The following is a 15,187-nucleotide window of genomic DNA, read 5'->3' on the forward strand; positions in this document are numbered from 1 at the left end:
GTCGGTCCGCCGGGAACGGCGGGAGCCCGGGTCAGCCGGCGGCGTTCGCGCCGGTGCGTGCGGCGGGGATCTGCTGGGTGATGCAGTGGACCCCGCCGCCGCCGAACGCGATGGCGAGCGCCCGTACGCCGACGACCTTGCGGCCGGGGTGGGCGGAGGCGATGACGGCGAGGGCGTCCTCGTCCTGGGCGAGGCCGGCCACCGGGACGACGACGCCGCCGTTGGCCACGTAGTAGTTCAGGTAGGACACCTCGATCTCGCCGTCGGCTACGTCGGCGAAGGCCGTCTGCGGTACGTCGACGATCTCCAGCCGGCGGCCCCGGGCGTCGGTGGCGGCTTCGAGCACCGCACGGTTGGCGCGCATCCGGGCGTAGTCGGGGTGGTTGGGGTTGTCGGGCAGGGAGACGACGACCGTGCCGGGCGCGGCGAAGGCGCAGACGCCGTCGACGTGGCCGTCGGTCTCGGTGTCGAGCAGGCCGCCGTACGGAAGCCAGATGACCTTGGTGACGCCGAGCCGGGCCTTCAGCTCGGCCTCGATCTCGTCGCGGCTCATGCCGGGGTTGCGGTTCGGGTGCAGCAGGCACTGCTCGGTGGTGATGAGGGTGCCCTCGCCGTCGACGGTGATCGCGCCGCCTTCGAGGATCATGTCGGAGGCGATGCGGTCGACTCCGACGTGCTCCAGCAGCAGGGCGCTGACGCGGTCGTCGGCGTCGAACGGGTGGTGCTTGCCGCCCCAGGCGTTGAAGCGGAAGTCCACGCCGGCGCGGTTGCCGTCGGCGTCGAGGACGAAGAGCGGGGCGCAGTCGCGGAACCAGGAGTCGTCGAGCGGCAGCTCGATGACGGTGATGCCGGGGGTGTCCTGGCCGCAGTGGGCGCGGGCGTCCTCGCCGTGGCCGGGCGGGGCGACCATCGTCACGTGCTCGAAGGCCGCGATGGCACGGGCGACGTCGGCGTACTCCTCCTTCACGTCGGCCAGCACGCTTCCCCACAGGTCCTCGCGGGTGGGCCAGGCCATCAGGCAGCCCTCGTGCTCGGACCACTCGGCAGGCATACGATATTCGGACATCGACTGTCTCATTTCTTTCGGTGGAGTCTTTCATCCGACTGAAAATTCAGTCAAGGGTCGATCCGTGCGAGATGACGGCGGGCCGGAGGAAGCCCTCAGAGGTGCGCGGAGCGCCGGGACCGTGGCGGCGGGACGGAGAGCGGGGGCGGGTCATGGCCGGCGTGGACACCTGGGCCCACGGGAGGGCGGGAGCGGGGCTCTGCGGGCCGGCGGCGGCTGGTCCTCACTTTGACATTGACTGAAAATTCAGTCAATAGATGGGACAACGAAAGGTCCAGGGCCCCCGCGGGGCGGGGCGACCCGGGTACGTCAGCTGTGCCGGAGCCCGGCCAGTTCGGCGTAGACGGCCCCGCGCATGAGTTCCCGCGCGTGACCGATCTGGATGCCACCGCTGAGCCAGCGCATGCTGAGCCCCTCCAGGAGGGCGGTGAGCCGTTCGGCCGCGGCCGCGAGCGAGGAGGCGGGCGCCATCGGCTGGACCTGGCCCAGCAGCGCGGCGACCTCCTGGACCCACACCAGGGTCGCCCGGGCGAGATCCTCACGCAGCACTTCGTCGAAGACGGCGCTGGCCCGCAGTTCGCCCCAGGCCGAGCTGTTCTCCCGTACCTCCGCGGTGTCCTGAAGCTCCAGGAGCAAGGTTTCCTCCAGCTCCTCCCGAGGGGTGAGCGGAGGGTCGTCCGGGTCGCGGTCGGTGGTGTAGCGCTCGGCGCGGTCGTTGATGAATTCGAGGGTCTGGCGCAGGACCCCCGTACGGTCCTTGAAGTGGTAGTAGATCAGGGCGGTGGAGACCCCGGCCTCGGCCGCGAGTTCCTCCACGCGCAGCCCGCGGACCCCGCGCCGGGCGATCACCCGTGCGGCCGCTTCGAGGATCTGAGTGCTGCGAGACGCCATGCCCCGCACCTTACCGGGGCCCTCCCGAACAGGTGCACACGGGCCGTCACCGGGAGTTCGGGCGGCGGCGGGCATCAGGCCGCCGGCGGGACGGCGGGGTGCGACTGGGTGGCGCAGTGGATGCCACCGCCCCCGCCGGCGATGTGGTCGATGCCGACCTGGACCACCTGCCGGCCCGGGTACGCGGCCTGCAGGATGGCGTACGCCAGGCCGTCGGCGTGGCCGTCGCCGAACTGCGGGGCGATGACCGCGCCGTTCGCGGTGTAGTAGTTGGTGTAGCTGGACAGGAACTCCGCTCCCCCGCCGCGGATGAGGCGGCGGTCGGGGCCGGGGAGTTCCGTGACGGTGAGACGGCGGCCGCGGGCGTCGGTGGCGCTCTCCAGGGCCCGCTTGGTCTCCTCGTAGACGGCGATCCACTTGCGGTCCGCGCCGGCTCCGGGCTTGTCCAGGATGACCCGCCCCGGGGCGGTGAAGCGGGCCAGGCAGTCGATGTGGCAGTCGGTGATGTCCTGCCCGGCTAGCCCCGGGACCCAGATGACCTTGTCGATGCCGAGCGCCGATTTCAGGGCCTGCTCGACCTGTTCCTGACTCATGCCCGGGTTGCGGTTGGCGTTCACCAGCGAACTGACCGTGGCCAGCAGGGTTCCCTCACCGTCGGTCTCCAGCGAGCCGCCCTCGCCGACGAAGCCGGCGCGGATCCGGCGCACCCCGTACTCGTCGAGGAGGATGCCCGCGGCCGCCGCGTCGTTGGCGAACGGCTGGGCGTACGGCGTGCCCGTCTTGCCCCAGCCGTTGAAGTTGGTGTCCACACCGGCGACGGCTCCCGGGCCCACGACGAAGCTGGGGCCGAAGTCGCGGATCCACAGGTCGTCGTTGGGGATCTCGATGACGTCGACGGCGTGGCGGGCACCGCGCCCGCAGCGGTAGCGGGCTTCGGCGGCCTGCCCGGGGCGGGCCAGCATCACGACCGGCTCGAAGCGCGATATCTCGTACGCGACGTCGGCGATGTCGCCGCGCACCGCCTCCAGCTTGTTGCCCCACACCGAGGAGAGCGCGGGCCAGGACATGTAGGTACGGACGTGGCGCTCGCCCTCGTCGGGCATCCGCAGGGTCGCGGAACCTCCTTCGGGGGCGGCGGCGGAGGCGGGGGCCGCGTGCGCGGCGGTGGGCAGGACCGGGCCGAGGGCGGCGAGCGGCACTGCCGCCGCTCCGAACCGGAGCAGTTGGCGGCGGGTGGTGCTGGGCATGTCCATGGGTCTCCCTGAGGGGTGAACGGGCGGGATGACTCGGCATCCTTGCGTTAACTGAAAATTCAGTCAAGCCTTGTCAGGGGTGTCAGCTCCGTCGGTACTGGTCGACCGCGATCGTGACCGAGCCGTCGGCGGGCGCGGCGACCAGCCGCACGATGGCGATCTCGCTCCGGTCCGGACTGCGCACGCAGAACGGCCGCGCCGGGCCGAGCGTGCCGAAGGGCAGTGCGCCGGCGGGACGCGACTCGATGCCCCGTACGCAGTCGGCCGGGGTCAGCGCGGCGCCGTCGGCGACGAAGGCGTCCGACTCCTCGGACGGCAGGAAGGCCCGGCCGTCGCGGGCCAGGTACCAGGCGGCCGTCTCGGCGGGCACCACCCGGCCCGCCCCCAGATCGAACTCGTAGCCGGAGTCGGGGGCGGTGAGCTGGGACTTCGTATAGCCGGGCAGGTAGGCGGGGCCGGTGGGCGGTGTCGATCCGCCGCCCGACGGTGCCGACCCGCCGCCCCCCGACGGCGTCGACCCGTCGCCGACCGACGGTGTCGATCCGACGGCCGGTCCCGCGTCCGGGTCTTCTCCCCCGGCCACGGGGTCGTCGAAGTAGTACACGGCTCCGCCGCAGGCCAGCAGGGTCGCGGCCACCGCCAGAGCGACCGCCGGCAGCCGCCCGCGCCGAGCGGGACGGCGACGGGTACCCGGCGCAGGGGCCCCCACCGGAGCGGGTATCGGGGTGGGTACGGAGGCGGGCGCGGGCGGGGCGGCCCGGGTGGGGGCCGGGGCCGGGGCGCCGGGGGCCGCCGGGTGGGCGGCCGTGGCCGTCGGGGCGAAGGAGTCGACGCGTGGAGCCGGCGGGGCGGCGTCGCCCGGCCCCGCGACCTCCTCCCGGACCGGACGGGGGAGCCAGCCGTCCGTGAACTCCGGCCGCGGCCCCACCTCGGGGTGCGCGTGCACGGACGCCATCAGCTCGACGGTGGTGGGGCGGTCCCCGGGACGCTTGGCCAGGCACCACGAGATCAGTTCGTGCAGGTCAGGTGGTACGCGGGTGAGGTCGGGAAGCTCATGGACCACCCGGTAGAGGGCGCCGGACTCCGGCCCGTTCCCGAAGGGCGGAACCCCTCCCGCCACGTACGCGGCCAGCGTTCCGAGGGCGAAGACATCGGTCGCCGGTGTCACCTGTTGCCCCAGCGCCTGCTCGGGCGCCATGAAGGCGGCGGTGCCGATCCGCAGCCCCGTCCCGGTGAGGGCGGCCGCGTCCGCCGCGCGCGCGATGCCGAAGTCGATCACTCGGGGGCCGTCCCCGGCGAGCAGCACGTTGGCCGGCTTGAGGTCGCGGTGGACGACGCCCGCCCGGTGGATGGCCTGGAGCGCCTCGGCGATGCCCGCGACCAGCAGCAGGACCGTGCGCACCGGCAGCGGTCCGTGTCTGCGCACCACCTCGTGCAGGGACGGGCCGGGCACATAGGCCGTGGCCAGCCACGGCGTGCGGTCGTCGACCCCGGAGTCGACCACCTGGGCCGTGAAGAGGCCGTGGATCCGGCGGGCGCTGGCCACCTCCTGGGCGAACCGCTCGCGGAACTCGGGATCCGCGGCGAACTCCCCGCGGACGGCCTTCAGTGCGATGGGGCGGCCCCCGGGCGTGTACGCGAGGTAGACCACCCCCATTCCGCCGGAGCCGAGACGGGCGTGGAGGCGGTAGCCGCCGATCTCGTAGGGGTCGTCGGCGGACAGCGCCGTGGGGGTGGGCGGTACGCCGGGGGGCTGCTCGGGCATGCGGTGGCTCTTTCAACGTTGCGGCAATGATCTGGGCGCATCGTGCCGCTAACTAAACTTTCAGTCAATGTGTGACAATGCGAGACGCACACGGCCAGGAGGGATCACACAGTGACCGACCGCAGACGAGCAATCCTCAAGGGCGCCGCGCGGGTCATCGCGCGCCGCGGCGTCCGCGGGCTGCGGGTGGCGGACCTGGCGGCCGAGGCCGGCGTGTCCACCGCCCTGATCTACTACCACTTCAAGGACCGGCCCGGCATCCTGCGGCACGCGCTGGCGTTCATCGGGGACCGGGCGGACCGCTACACCGCGACGGGAGAGGGCCAGGTCGCGGCCCGGCCGTCCGATCCGCGGCTGCTCCTGGAACAGACCCTGCTGCTGGAGTTCCAGGACCTACCCGAGGTCCGCGAGAACAGTACGGCCTGGGGAGAGCTGCGGGCCCACTCGGTCTTCGACCCGGAGCTGCGGGAGGACCTCGCCACGGCGGGGGCGGTCTGGGTGGCGGAGGTCGCCGGCCACCTCGCCGAGCTGTGCCCGGCCGCGCCGGCCGGCGCGGCCACGGCCGCCGCCGAGCGGCTGACCGCCCTACTGGAGGGGCTGAGCGTCCGCTGGCTCAGCGGACTACTCCCCCTCGAACACGCCCGCGGCCTGCTGCGCGAGGCGATCGGAGTGGAAATAGGGCGTTTGGGTTCCCTCGCCTCCACGAATTGACTGAATTTCCAGTCAGTGCGACAGTGACGACACGAGGCCGCATCACTCTCCATGTAGAGCGGCCGTTCGCGGCGCGGAGCGCGCAGTCTTGTTCGTAGGGCCCGGTTTGTCCGCCTACGCCACACCTTCGCGCCCGCCCTGGCCGGATGCACCCCTTCCGCCAGCCCACGATCGGAGTCCCCCGTGTCCTTCCTGCCCCCCACCCGTCGGACCGTCCTTCGCACCCTCGCCGGAATCGGCGCCATCGTCGCGGGCGCCTCGGCCTGCGGCCCCTCCGCCAACGGAGCCACCGCCGGCTCCTCTCAGCCCGCCGCCGCGGGCGGCAAGCGTCGCCTCGGCGCCGAGTGGGAGAGCCACACCCGCACCTTCATGTCCTGGCCGGCCCTGGCATCGGTCTGGGAGGAGGACCTGCCCTACGTACGCGAGGACATCGCGCGGATCGCCCGGGCCGTCGGGGAGTACGAGGCGGTCGTCATGATGGCCCGGCCCGATCAGGTGGACGCGGCCCAGCGGGCCTGTGGATCGCAGGTCGAGGTGATCCCGCTGGCGGTCGACGACCTGTGGGCGCGTGACACCGTTCCCGTCTTCGTCGAGGAGGGCGGGAAGGTCGTCGGTGTCGACTTCAACTTCAACGGCTGGGGCAACAAGCAGGAGCACAAGAACGACGGGGCGGTCGGCCGCACCCTGCTCCAGAAGTACGGGATCCCCCGGACCCAGGCCCCGCTCGTCGCCGAGGGCGGATCCTTCGAGCCCGACGGCGAGGGCACCCTGCTGATCACCGAGAGCTCGATCGTCAACGACAACCGCAACCGGGGCAAGAACCGGGACACGATCGAGGCCGAGCTCAAGCAGACCCTGGGCGTCGAGAAGGTGGTGTGGCTGGCCGGCGTACGCGGTGAGGACATCACCGACGCCCACGTGGACAGCCTCGTCCGCTTCACCGCGCCGGGTGTGGTGCTGCTGGACCGCGCGCACCCCAGCACCCCGCCGGACTCCTGGTCCCGCTCCGCCGACCAGGCCAAGTCCGTCCTGTCGAAGACGACGGACGCGCGCGGCCGGAGCTTCGAGGTCATCGACCTGCCCCAGCCCGACCTGAACAGGATCACGGGCCAGGGCGACGACTTCGTGTCGACGTACGCCAACTTCTACATCGCCAACGACGCCGTCTTCATGCCCAAGTTCGGGGACCGCAAGGCCGACGACAAGGCCCGCGGCATCCTCCAGGAGCACTTCCCGAAGCGGGACGTCGTGCCGGTCGCGATCGACACGATCGCGTCGGGCGGCGGCGGCATCCACTGCTCGACCCACGACCAGCCCGGCAAGCCCGCGGCCTGACCACCCGGCCGATACGAACGACAGTCCGCGGAGCGCGTTGTCAGACCCCTCCCCCATGATGGAGAGCTTCAAGGGGACATGGAGGAGGGGAGAGTTGGAGAAGCTCACCGAGGCGGAGCTGAGGGATGTGTTCCGCCTCTCGGAGGCCGCGTGGTCACGCATCACCACCGGCATGATCGCCCCGATCGATCCCGCCCACACCGAAGGCGAGACGGTGTGGTCAGGGCGCGCCTTCGGCGCCTGGCTCGCCACCGCGCATCCCGGCCTGGCGGGCAAGGGCCCCCTCCTGCTGCGCCCGGCGCCTCCCGCCCCGGCCCGCTACCTCGGCGGTGCGTACCGGACCCCCGAGGACGACACGGCCGTCGACACCGAGCTCTTCGCCGGGCTGTGGCGAACGCCCGCGGGCGTCATCGCCGTCGTCTATCCCCTGCACGGCGGGCTCGACGCGGAGAGCGAGCTCCTCGACGTCCATGACGACGCCGACACCTTCGTCGTCGTCGAGTACGCCTACGACCTCGACGGACCCGGGCTGCGAGCGGTGGACCGGGACCGGCCCGAACTCGTCTACGCCCCCTCCTGGGCACAACTGGCCGCCCGACTGGGGACCCCCGTCCCGTGGTGGCCCGACTCGCTGCGCCGCGAGGAGCACCTGACCGGATGGCGGCCCGGGGACGAACCCCGGCCGGTGGAGGTGATCACCCGCCCCTCCTGGGAGCCGCTCTACGCGCTGGCGGATCAGGAGCCCGAAGGTTCCCCGCTCCGGCACGCCTGTTTCACCATCGGTCACCGGATCCGGGCCGAAGCAGCGGAGAGCGCCGCCACGGAGATGGAGCACCTCCGCGCCTGGAAGCGGTCCGCGACGGCCTCCATGGTGTTCCCGGCCGTACCGGACCCGGCCGACCCCGGTCTCGCGCAGGTCGCGACAGAGGACGTCGTCGGCGCCGGACTCGCCGAGCTCTGCGCACGCACCGACGACCTGGCGGTGGAGTGCCTGGAACAGGTCAGCGGGTGGAGCGGCGCCGAAGACCTTCCGTACGGCGGCACGTTCCACGTGATGCGGACGGAGGTCACCCGGGCCGCGGCCGAGTGGATCAACCGGCTGCGGGCCGTGCCGCCCACCGCGCTCCATCGGGTCTGGGAGGAGGACCACGACACCGTCGGGACCTTCGTCGATCCGGCGACCGGCAGCCCCGTGGTCGCCGTCAAGGGAAAGTTCCGCTTCCGTGCCGCCCGGGAGATCACCTACATCGGACGGGCGCCCAAGCGTCTTCCCGCCGGCTCCGTCCTCAAGGAGGTCGTCCTCGACGAGCCGATCTGGGTGCGCACCGGCGACGGCATGCTGTACCCGGCTCCCGTCATGGACGCCCCGGGGCTGTCCTGGGGATACGGCGGCTCGGGGCCCACGACGCTCGCCGAGTACGTCGGCCGGCTGCTCGACGACGGGGGCAGCCCCGCCGTGACGTACGACGACGACGGCTCGAAGGACGAACCAGGACTCCGCGCGTTCTTCCGGATCAGGCACGAGCGGGGCACGCGCATCTCGCGGCGGCAACTCATACGCGTGCGCACCTCGTCCTGACCGGCCCGCCCGGCCGTGCCGACCGTCGCCCCTCCCGAAAGGCTCTGCGTCCATGCCCCGACACCGCCCGCGCCCCGCATGGCAGGTCGCCGACTTCTTCGCCTCGGAGGGGGAAGCGGCGGTGTACCTCGCGGCGGTGGACGCCTGCGTAGCCGAACCGGCCACCGCGCGGCGCCTCGGCGTGCGTCCGCAGGCGACCGCCGAAAGCACCCGTGCGGCCATGCTCACCGAGGCCAACGTCTCACGTGCCGTGGAACCCTGCCGGGAAACCCAGGCGCGCTTCCGTTCCCTGCTCGAACGGGATCAACGGCTGGGCCGACGGCTGGACTACCTGCGCAACGGCACGCATCCGGCCACCGTGTTGCTCGGCTCGACCACGCTGCTGACGCTCCTGTTCCTCGCCTTCGCGTCCTGGGCCACGGCGCTGGCCGCCGCCGTGGTCCCGCTCCTGACCGCCGCCGCGGTGTGGCGGCACCCGGTGTGGCGCATGAGCGTCCTGCTGAACCTCCGGGAATGGCGACTGCGGCCGGCCGCCCTCCTCTTGAGCAGGAGAACCGCATGGGCCGCCGCCGCCTGGCGCCGGGACCTCGAAGAGAACGGAGTGCGCCCGCTCGTCGCCCGCGTGGTGGAAGCACTGCTCGGTGAGGACCACGACTCGCTGCTCCTCGCCGACAGCTACGACGGCCTGCGCTCCCCGCGCAGCCCGCAGTACGTGATCGACAGTCCGGCGGCCCGGAGCCTCGCCCGGAAGATCACCCAGCTGGAGAGCGGCGGCACCATCGCGGTCAGCGGTTCCCGGGGCGTGGGCAAGTCGACGCTCCTGGAAACCTGCGCGAACGAGGCCGGGTTCGCGGTCGTCGTACAGGCACCGGCCACCTACTCCCCGTACGACTTCCTGCTGTCCCTCTACGTCAGGACGTGCGAGAGCCACCTCGTCCACCAGGGCTACGACCCGCCCGCCTTCGTCCGGCTCTCGACCCTGCGCAGGGCGGCGCGCCGCCTGTTCCCCGCCCTCCGGAAGACGCTCACCCTGCTTGCCTTCGGACTCGCGGCGGGCGCGCTCGTCGTCCTCGGCCTCGCCGCGAGCGCGCGCTCCCTCGCGACCCGGTACGAACGTCCCGTGCGCGCGCACGCGGCGGAGTACGGGCACCGGGCGGCCGACGTGGTGGCGGACGTCTGGCGGGGCGAGCGGATCGGGACGGCCGTTCTCGCCGTCATGGTCGGCGTCGCCCTGTGGAGCCTTCGGCGGTGGAGCCGGTGGGCGGACCTCCGCCGGGGTGCCCGGTACGCGGTCGTCGCGATCGGCGCGCTGCTGAGCCTGGCCGCGCTCGGCTCGCTGCTCGTCGACCGTGGTGTCCGCAGCGCCATGACGGGCTTCGACGAAGACCTGCCGACTCTCCTGCTGCTGACCCTGGTGTCGACCGCGATGGCGAATCTGATGCCTGATCGGCCGTTGGAATTCCGGGGGTGGTTGCTCCTCGGCACGGTCGCCCGCGGCCGGATCGCGGCCGGGTTGCTCCTGGTGTCGCTCGCGCTGTTCCTCACCAGGCCCGTGGCACAGGCGATCGTGACCGACCCCGAGAACCCCCTCCGGCTCGCCTGTCTCCTCGCGGGACTCCTGCTGGTCAGAGCCGGCTCCTGGACCCCTCCGGACCCGGTGCCGTACCTCGTGACGGCCTGCCGCGACGAGCTGTACCGCCTGCAGACCATACAGACGGCGTCCTCCGCGGTCACCGCCGGGGCCGCACAGCTCCTCACCACGCACACCTCCTCACTGTCCACCCTGCCGCCGAACTTCCCCGAGCTGGTTTCCGACTTCCGTGACCTGCTGACGAGGATCGCCGCCGAGCAGCACCGGCGGGAGGAGCGGGTCGTGATCGCGATCGACGAGCTGGACCGGCTGGGCTCCGACACCGAGGCGCTCGCGTTCCTGAACGAGATCAAGGCCATCCTGGGCGTACCCCACGTCCACTACCTGATCTCCGTCGCCGAGGACGTCGGCGCTTCCTTCGTACGGCGGGGGCTTCCGCACCGCGGCGTCACCGACAGCTCGCTGGACGACATCGTGCACGTCCTGCCGTGCACGCTGGAGGAGTCCAAGAAGATCCTCGGGCGCCGGGCGTCAGGTCTCTCCGAGCCGTACAAGGTGCTCACGCACGCCCTCTCGGGCGGAATACCCAGGGATCTCATCCGCTACGGCCTGCGCCTGGACGAGATCACGTCCAAGACCCGGCTCATCGAACTCACCGACATCGCGCGTCAGTTGATCCTGGAGGAGCTCGCCGACACGCTCGCGGGGTTCCGCACGCTCCTGAGCAAGCAGCGGTGGACGCCGCGGACCAGCGCGCTCCTCATCGCCTTCCGGAACCTGACGGGCCATCTGCGGGCCGGCTGCCCCTGTGTCTCCCCCGAGCTCAGACAAGCCCTGGAACACGTGGCCTTCCACGATCTCCACCGGCACCTGGGAGAAGAAGCGGCCGCCGAGATCGCGGAGGCGGCCCGGAACCTCATCGACGAGGCATCGGCGTACGTCCTGTTCTCCCTGACCCTGCTCGACATCTTCGGCGAGGGCGATCTGGCCCGCCGGCGGGACGAGGCGGCATCACGAGGCCCGGAAGGGGACCTGGACCTCCTGGGCCAGGCCCGTCAGGAGCTGGAGGTGTCCCCGTACAGCGCACGACAGCTGATCGGCACCATCCGCACCGCGTGGCGGCTCACGGACGGCTCGGGCGCCGGCCTTCCGCCGACGGTCCCGCCCGCCCGCAGCCATGACTGCCCCCGGCATGCCCGCGGGTAGGGTGTGAGTGCAGCTGGTTCGCCCCCGTCCGCCAGGCGGGACGCGTCGTAAGAGGGAACCCGGTGGGAATCCGGGACTGCCCCGCAGCGGTGAGCGGGAACGACCGCCGTCATACGCACTGGGACCGGAGCCGGTCCTGGGAAGCGACGGCCAGTAGGTGACTGTTGGGAGACCGACAGGCGCGCCCGCGAGTCCGAAGACCTGCCACTGTCCGCGCGGCGAAGTGTCGTGCGGGGTCCCGGTGCCGGGACCTTTCTGCCGCGACTCGCGAAGGAGAGTTGACGTGGCCGATCAGACTTTGGCCGTGGACCCGATGTGCCGCCTGGTGCCGGTGCGCGCCGGTGGCCTGCCGCCGGGACCGATCCCCACCTAGGCCGCCGGTGCGGCTGCCCTGCCGGGCTCCGCCCCGCACCCCGCTCCTCAAACGCCGGAGGGGCTGGATTGTGCGGCGGAGGCCGAAGTGGTGCGGCACAGCCGGATGGTGCGGCCCAAAGATCGGGGCTCCGCCCCGGACCCCGCGCCTCAAACGCCGGCGAGGCTGAATTTGCGCGGCGAGGCTGAAGGATCGGCGCAGCCGGGCCGGTTGGGGCGGGGTCGGGTGTGTGTCGGGGTGATCCCCGCAGGGCGCCGAACACAACAAGGCTCCGTACTCCGACTCCTCGAAACGTTCGGCGTCCGAGGAGACACCCCGGCGCGCGCCCGGCCCCGACCCAACCGGCCCCCCTGCACCCGGCCCGAGCGGCGCAGCCAACCGGCGCCCCGTACCCCCCGAACCATTCGATCCATCCGCGGTGAGAGGACCACCCATGCCCCGCAACCACCACCCGAAAGCCGTGCTGTCCGCGCTGGCCGTGGCTCTGCTGATATCCGGCTGCGGCGGCACCGCCGCGCCCGCCGCACCCGCCGCGCCCTCCGCCACCACACCCGCGGACGCGACCGGCTTTCCGGTCACCCTGGACAACTGCGGGGTGACGAACACCTATCGGCGCCCACCACAGCGCGCCGTATCGCTCAACCAGCACGCGACCGAGGTGATGCTGTCCCTCGGACTGGAGAAGTCGATGGTGGGGACGGGCTATCTCGACGACAAGATCCTCCCCGAGTACCAGGCCGCCTACGACAGCGTGAAGGTCCTCTCCAAGGAGTACCCGTCCTTCGAGGCGCTCCTGGAGGCCGAGCCCGACTTCGTCTACGGCGGGTGGACCTCCACCTTCGACGAGAAGGAAGGCCGAAGCCGGGCCGCCTTCACCAAGGCCGGGATCAACACCCGCCTCAACGCCGAGGAGTGCCCCACCGGTCCGGTGGACGTGGCCACCATGGACGAGGAGATCCGTACGGTCGCCAGGATCTTCGGGGTACCCGAGCGGGCCGAGGAGCGGCTGGGGAAGCTGCACGCCACCCTCGACAAGGTCGAGTCCCAGCTCACGGGGGTCACTCCGGTCAAGCTCTTCGTCTACGACAGCGGCGACAAGACGGCCTTCACCGCCGGCGGCAAGGGCATCGGCAACGAGATGATCCGGCGGGCCGGCGGGGTGAACCTCTTCGCCGACCTGGACAAGGCCTTCGGCGACGTCTCGTTCGAGCAGGTGGCGCAGCGCGCCCCCGAGGCCATCGTCATCTACGACTACGGCGACCAGTCCGTCGAGGACAAGAAGAAGTTCCTGCTCGCCCACCCGGCGCTGAAGGACGTGCCCGCGATCAGGAACCAGCGGTTCGCGGTCCTGCCGCTGTCCTCCACGGTGGTCGGCGTGCGGGTGCCGGCGGCCGTCGAGTCGCTGGCGCGTCAGCTCCACCCGGGCCGCGTCCAGTGACCGGGGCGGGGGCGCGGGCGGGGGCGGGAGCCCCGGCGGTCCCGGAGGCCACGGGGGACGTGGGGGCCGCCCTTCGCGAGGAGGGCCGGCCCGCGCGGCGCCCCGGGATCCCGTACTCCGTGGTGCTGGCCCTCCTGGGCGCCCTGGTGGTCTGCGCCGCCACGGCCGGGATCGCGGCCGGTTCGATCAGTGTCCCGGCCGACCAGGTGTGGGGCATCCTGCTGCACCGGGTGCACCCGTCCCTCGCCGAGCCGACGTGGACCCCGGTGCGCGAGACGATCGTCGTGGACGTCCGCCTCCCCCGGGTGCTGCTGGCCGGGGTGGTCGGCGCGGGTCTGTCGGTGGCCGGTATGGCACTGCAGGCGCTGGTCCGCAATCCGCTGGCCGATCCGATGCTGCTGGGCGTGTCCTCGGGCGCGTCGGTCGGCGCGGTGCTCGTCCTGGTCCTGAACCTGTCGATGTTCGGGCTGTTCACCCTGCCGGTGGCGGCGTTCTGCGGGGCCCTGGCCGCTCTGGTCGCCGTCTACTTCCTGGCCCGCTCCGGCGGGCGGATGACGACGGTACGTCTGGTCCTCGCGGGTGTGGCCACGGCCGAGGTGCTGTCGGCGCTGGCCAGCTTCCTGATCGTCACCTCGAACGATCCGCACAAGACGCAGTCCGCGCTGCGCTGGATGCTCGGCGGGCTGGCCGGCACCACCTGGACGACGGTGTGGATCCCGGTGGGGGCGGTCCTGCTGGGGACGGCCGTCCTCCTGGGTGTCTGCCGTCCGCTGAACCTGCTGCTGGCCGGGGAGGAGGCGGCCGCGGCCCTCGGTCTGGACGTGCACCGGTTCCGCGGCGCCCTGTTCACGCTGGTGGCCCTGATGATCGGCACGATCGTGGCGGTGAGCGGGCAGATCGGGTTCGTCGGGCTGATCATGCCGCACGTGGTGCGGCTGCTCGTGGGCGCCGACCACCGTCGCGCGCTGCCCGCCGCGGTCCTCCTGGGGGCGGCGTTCCTGATCTCCGCCGATCTGGCCGCGCGGACGTTCATGAGCCCGGAGGAGATACCCGTCGGCATCCTCACCGCCCTGGTCGGCGGTCCCTTCTTCCTCTGGCTGATGCGACGAAAGGCGGCCGGGTGAGCAACCGACCGATCGGAGAGCCCGGATCCCTGCGCGTCGAGGAGGTCGGCGTCGTGGTGAACGGCAGGGCGCTGGTCCACCGGGCGTCGCTGCACGCGGCGCCCGGCGAGGTCGTGGGCCTGGTCGGCCCCAACGGCGCCGGCAAGTCGACCCTGCTGCGCACCTTGTACCGGGCGGTGCGCCCCACCTCGGGCCGGGTCCTCCTCGACGGCGAGGACGTCTGGCGGATGCCGGGCAAGCGGCTCGCCCAGCGGCTCGCGGCCGTGCTCCAGGAGACCGCCGGGGACTTCGAACTGACCGTCTACGACGTGGTGGCGATGGGCCGTACCCCGCACAAGCGGGCCTTCGCCGGCGATGACGCGGACGACCGCGACATCATCACGCGGTCCCTGGCGGAACTCCGTGTGGACGCCCTCGCGCACGCGCCGTTCGACCGGCTGTCGGGCGGGGAGAAGCAGCGGGTGCTGATCGCCCGCGCGCTCGCCCAGCGCACGGGAACCATGGTGCTGGACGAGCCGACCAACCACTTGGACCTGCGTCACCAGCTCGACGCGCTCCGGCTCGTGCGCGGGCTCGGCGTCACCGCCGTCGTCGCACTGCACGACCTGAACCTCGCCGCGGCGTTCTGTGACCGGATCTGCGTCATGACGGGCGGCCGCGTCGTCGCCACCGGAACGCCCGAGGAGGTGCTGACGGCGCGGCTGCTGTCCGAGGTGTACGAGGTCGAGGCGGAGGTCATCGAACATCCGCGCACCGGGGTGCCGTTCGTCAGCGTCCTGCCCGGCTGGGAACGGCTGGCCGGCGTTGAACCGGAAGGAGAGGGACCGGAACCGCCCGTTCGCCGGGACTGACCGG

At 72.2% G+C, this 15,187-nt stretch carries 11 protein-coding genes and 1 riboswitch; of the genes, 7 read left to right on the top strand and 4 right to left on the bottom strand.

The features are described from left to right. Positions 1-31: 31 nt before the first annotated feature. From ACFYZ4_RS03325 to ACFYZ4_RS03340, 4 genes are all read right to left on the bottom strand, one after another. A complete protein-coding gene (locus tag ACFYZ4_RS03325) occupies positions 32-1,066 on the bottom strand; it encodes an agmatine/peptidylarginine deiminase (RefSeq protein ID WP_390782849.1) in 1,035 nt (344 codons plus the stop codon). Between the two features lie 309 nt (positions 1,067-1,375). Then, on the bottom strand, positions 1,376-1,957 hold the full coding sequence (locus ACFYZ4_RS03330; RefSeq protein ID WP_390782850.1) for a TetR/AcrR family transcriptional regulator: 582 nt from the start codon (positions 1,955-1,957) through the stop codon (positions 1,376-1,378). Positions 1,958-2,031: 74 nt separating this feature from the next. Beyond that, a complete protein-coding gene (locus ACFYZ4_RS03335; RefSeq protein WP_390782851.1) occupies positions 2,032-3,204 on the bottom strand; it encodes an agmatine deiminase family protein in 1,173 nt (390 codons plus the stop codon). Between the two features lie 88 nt (positions 3,205-3,292). Then, on the bottom strand, positions 3,293-4,975 hold the full coding sequence (locus ACFYZ4_RS03340; protein WP_390782852.1) for a serine/threonine-protein kinase: 1,683 nt from the start codon (positions 4,973-4,975) through the stop codon (positions 3,293-3,295). 111 nt (positions 4,976-5,086) lie between these two features. Here ACFYZ4_RS03340 and ACFYZ4_RS03345 point away from each other — a divergent pair, with 111 nt between their 5' ends. From ACFYZ4_RS03345 to ACFYZ4_RS03375, 7 genes are all read left to right on the top strand, one after another. Then, a complete protein-coding gene (locus ACFYZ4_RS03345) occupies positions 5,087-5,686 on the top strand; it encodes a TetR/AcrR family transcriptional regulator (protein WP_384346125.1) in 600 nt (199 codons plus the stop codon). Between the two features lie 183 nt (positions 5,687-5,869). Continuing rightward, complete coding sequence (locus ACFYZ4_RS03350) at positions 5,870-7,021, top strand: agmatine deiminase family protein (RefSeq protein ID WP_351292514.1); 1,152 nt, start codon at positions 5,870-5,872, stop codon at positions 7,019-7,021. Positions 7,022-7,115: 94 nt separating this feature from the next. Further along, positions 7,116-8,600: a hypothetical protein gene (locus ACFYZ4_RS03355; RefSeq protein WP_390782853.1), complete on the top strand. Its 1,485-nt coding sequence runs from the start codon at positions 7,116-7,118 to the stop codon at positions 8,598-8,600. Between the two features lie 52 nt (positions 8,601-8,652). Then, a complete protein-coding gene (locus ACFYZ4_RS03360; RefSeq protein ID WP_390782854.1) occupies positions 8,653-11,397 on the top strand; it encodes a P-loop NTPase fold protein in 2,745 nt (914 codons plus the stop codon). Then, positions 11,395-11,621, top strand: a riboswitch (cobalamin riboswitch). It overlaps the preceding gene by 3 nt. Positions 11,622-12,203: 582 nt before the next feature. Further along, positions 12,204-13,208, top strand: coding sequence for an ABC transporter substrate-binding protein (locus ACFYZ4_RS03365; protein WP_390782855.1), 1,005 nt, complete (start codon positions 12,204-12,206; stop codon positions 13,206-13,208). Positions 13,209-13,267: 59 nt separating this feature from the next. Next, positions 13,268-14,332, top strand: coding sequence for a FecCD family ABC transporter permease (locus tag ACFYZ4_RS03370; RefSeq protein ID WP_390782856.1), 1,065 nt, complete (start codon positions 13,268-13,270; stop codon positions 14,330-14,332). Beyond that, the gene (locus tag ACFYZ4_RS03375; protein ID WP_390782917.1) at positions 14,302-15,183 is read left to right on the top strand and encodes an ABC transporter ATP-binding protein; all 882 of its coding nucleotides are present in this window, start codon (positions 14,302-14,304) and stop codon (positions 15,181-15,183) included. Before ACFYZ4_RS03370 ends, ACFYZ4_RS03375 begins: the two co-directional genes overlap by 31 nt. The last annotated feature ends 4 nt before the right edge of the window (positions 15,184-15,187 follow it).

Source organism: Streptomyces sp. NPDC001513 (assembly GCF_042894695.1).
Taxonomy (GTDB): domain Bacteria; phylum Actinomycetota; class Actinomycetes; order Streptomycetales; family Streptomycetaceae; genus Streptomyces.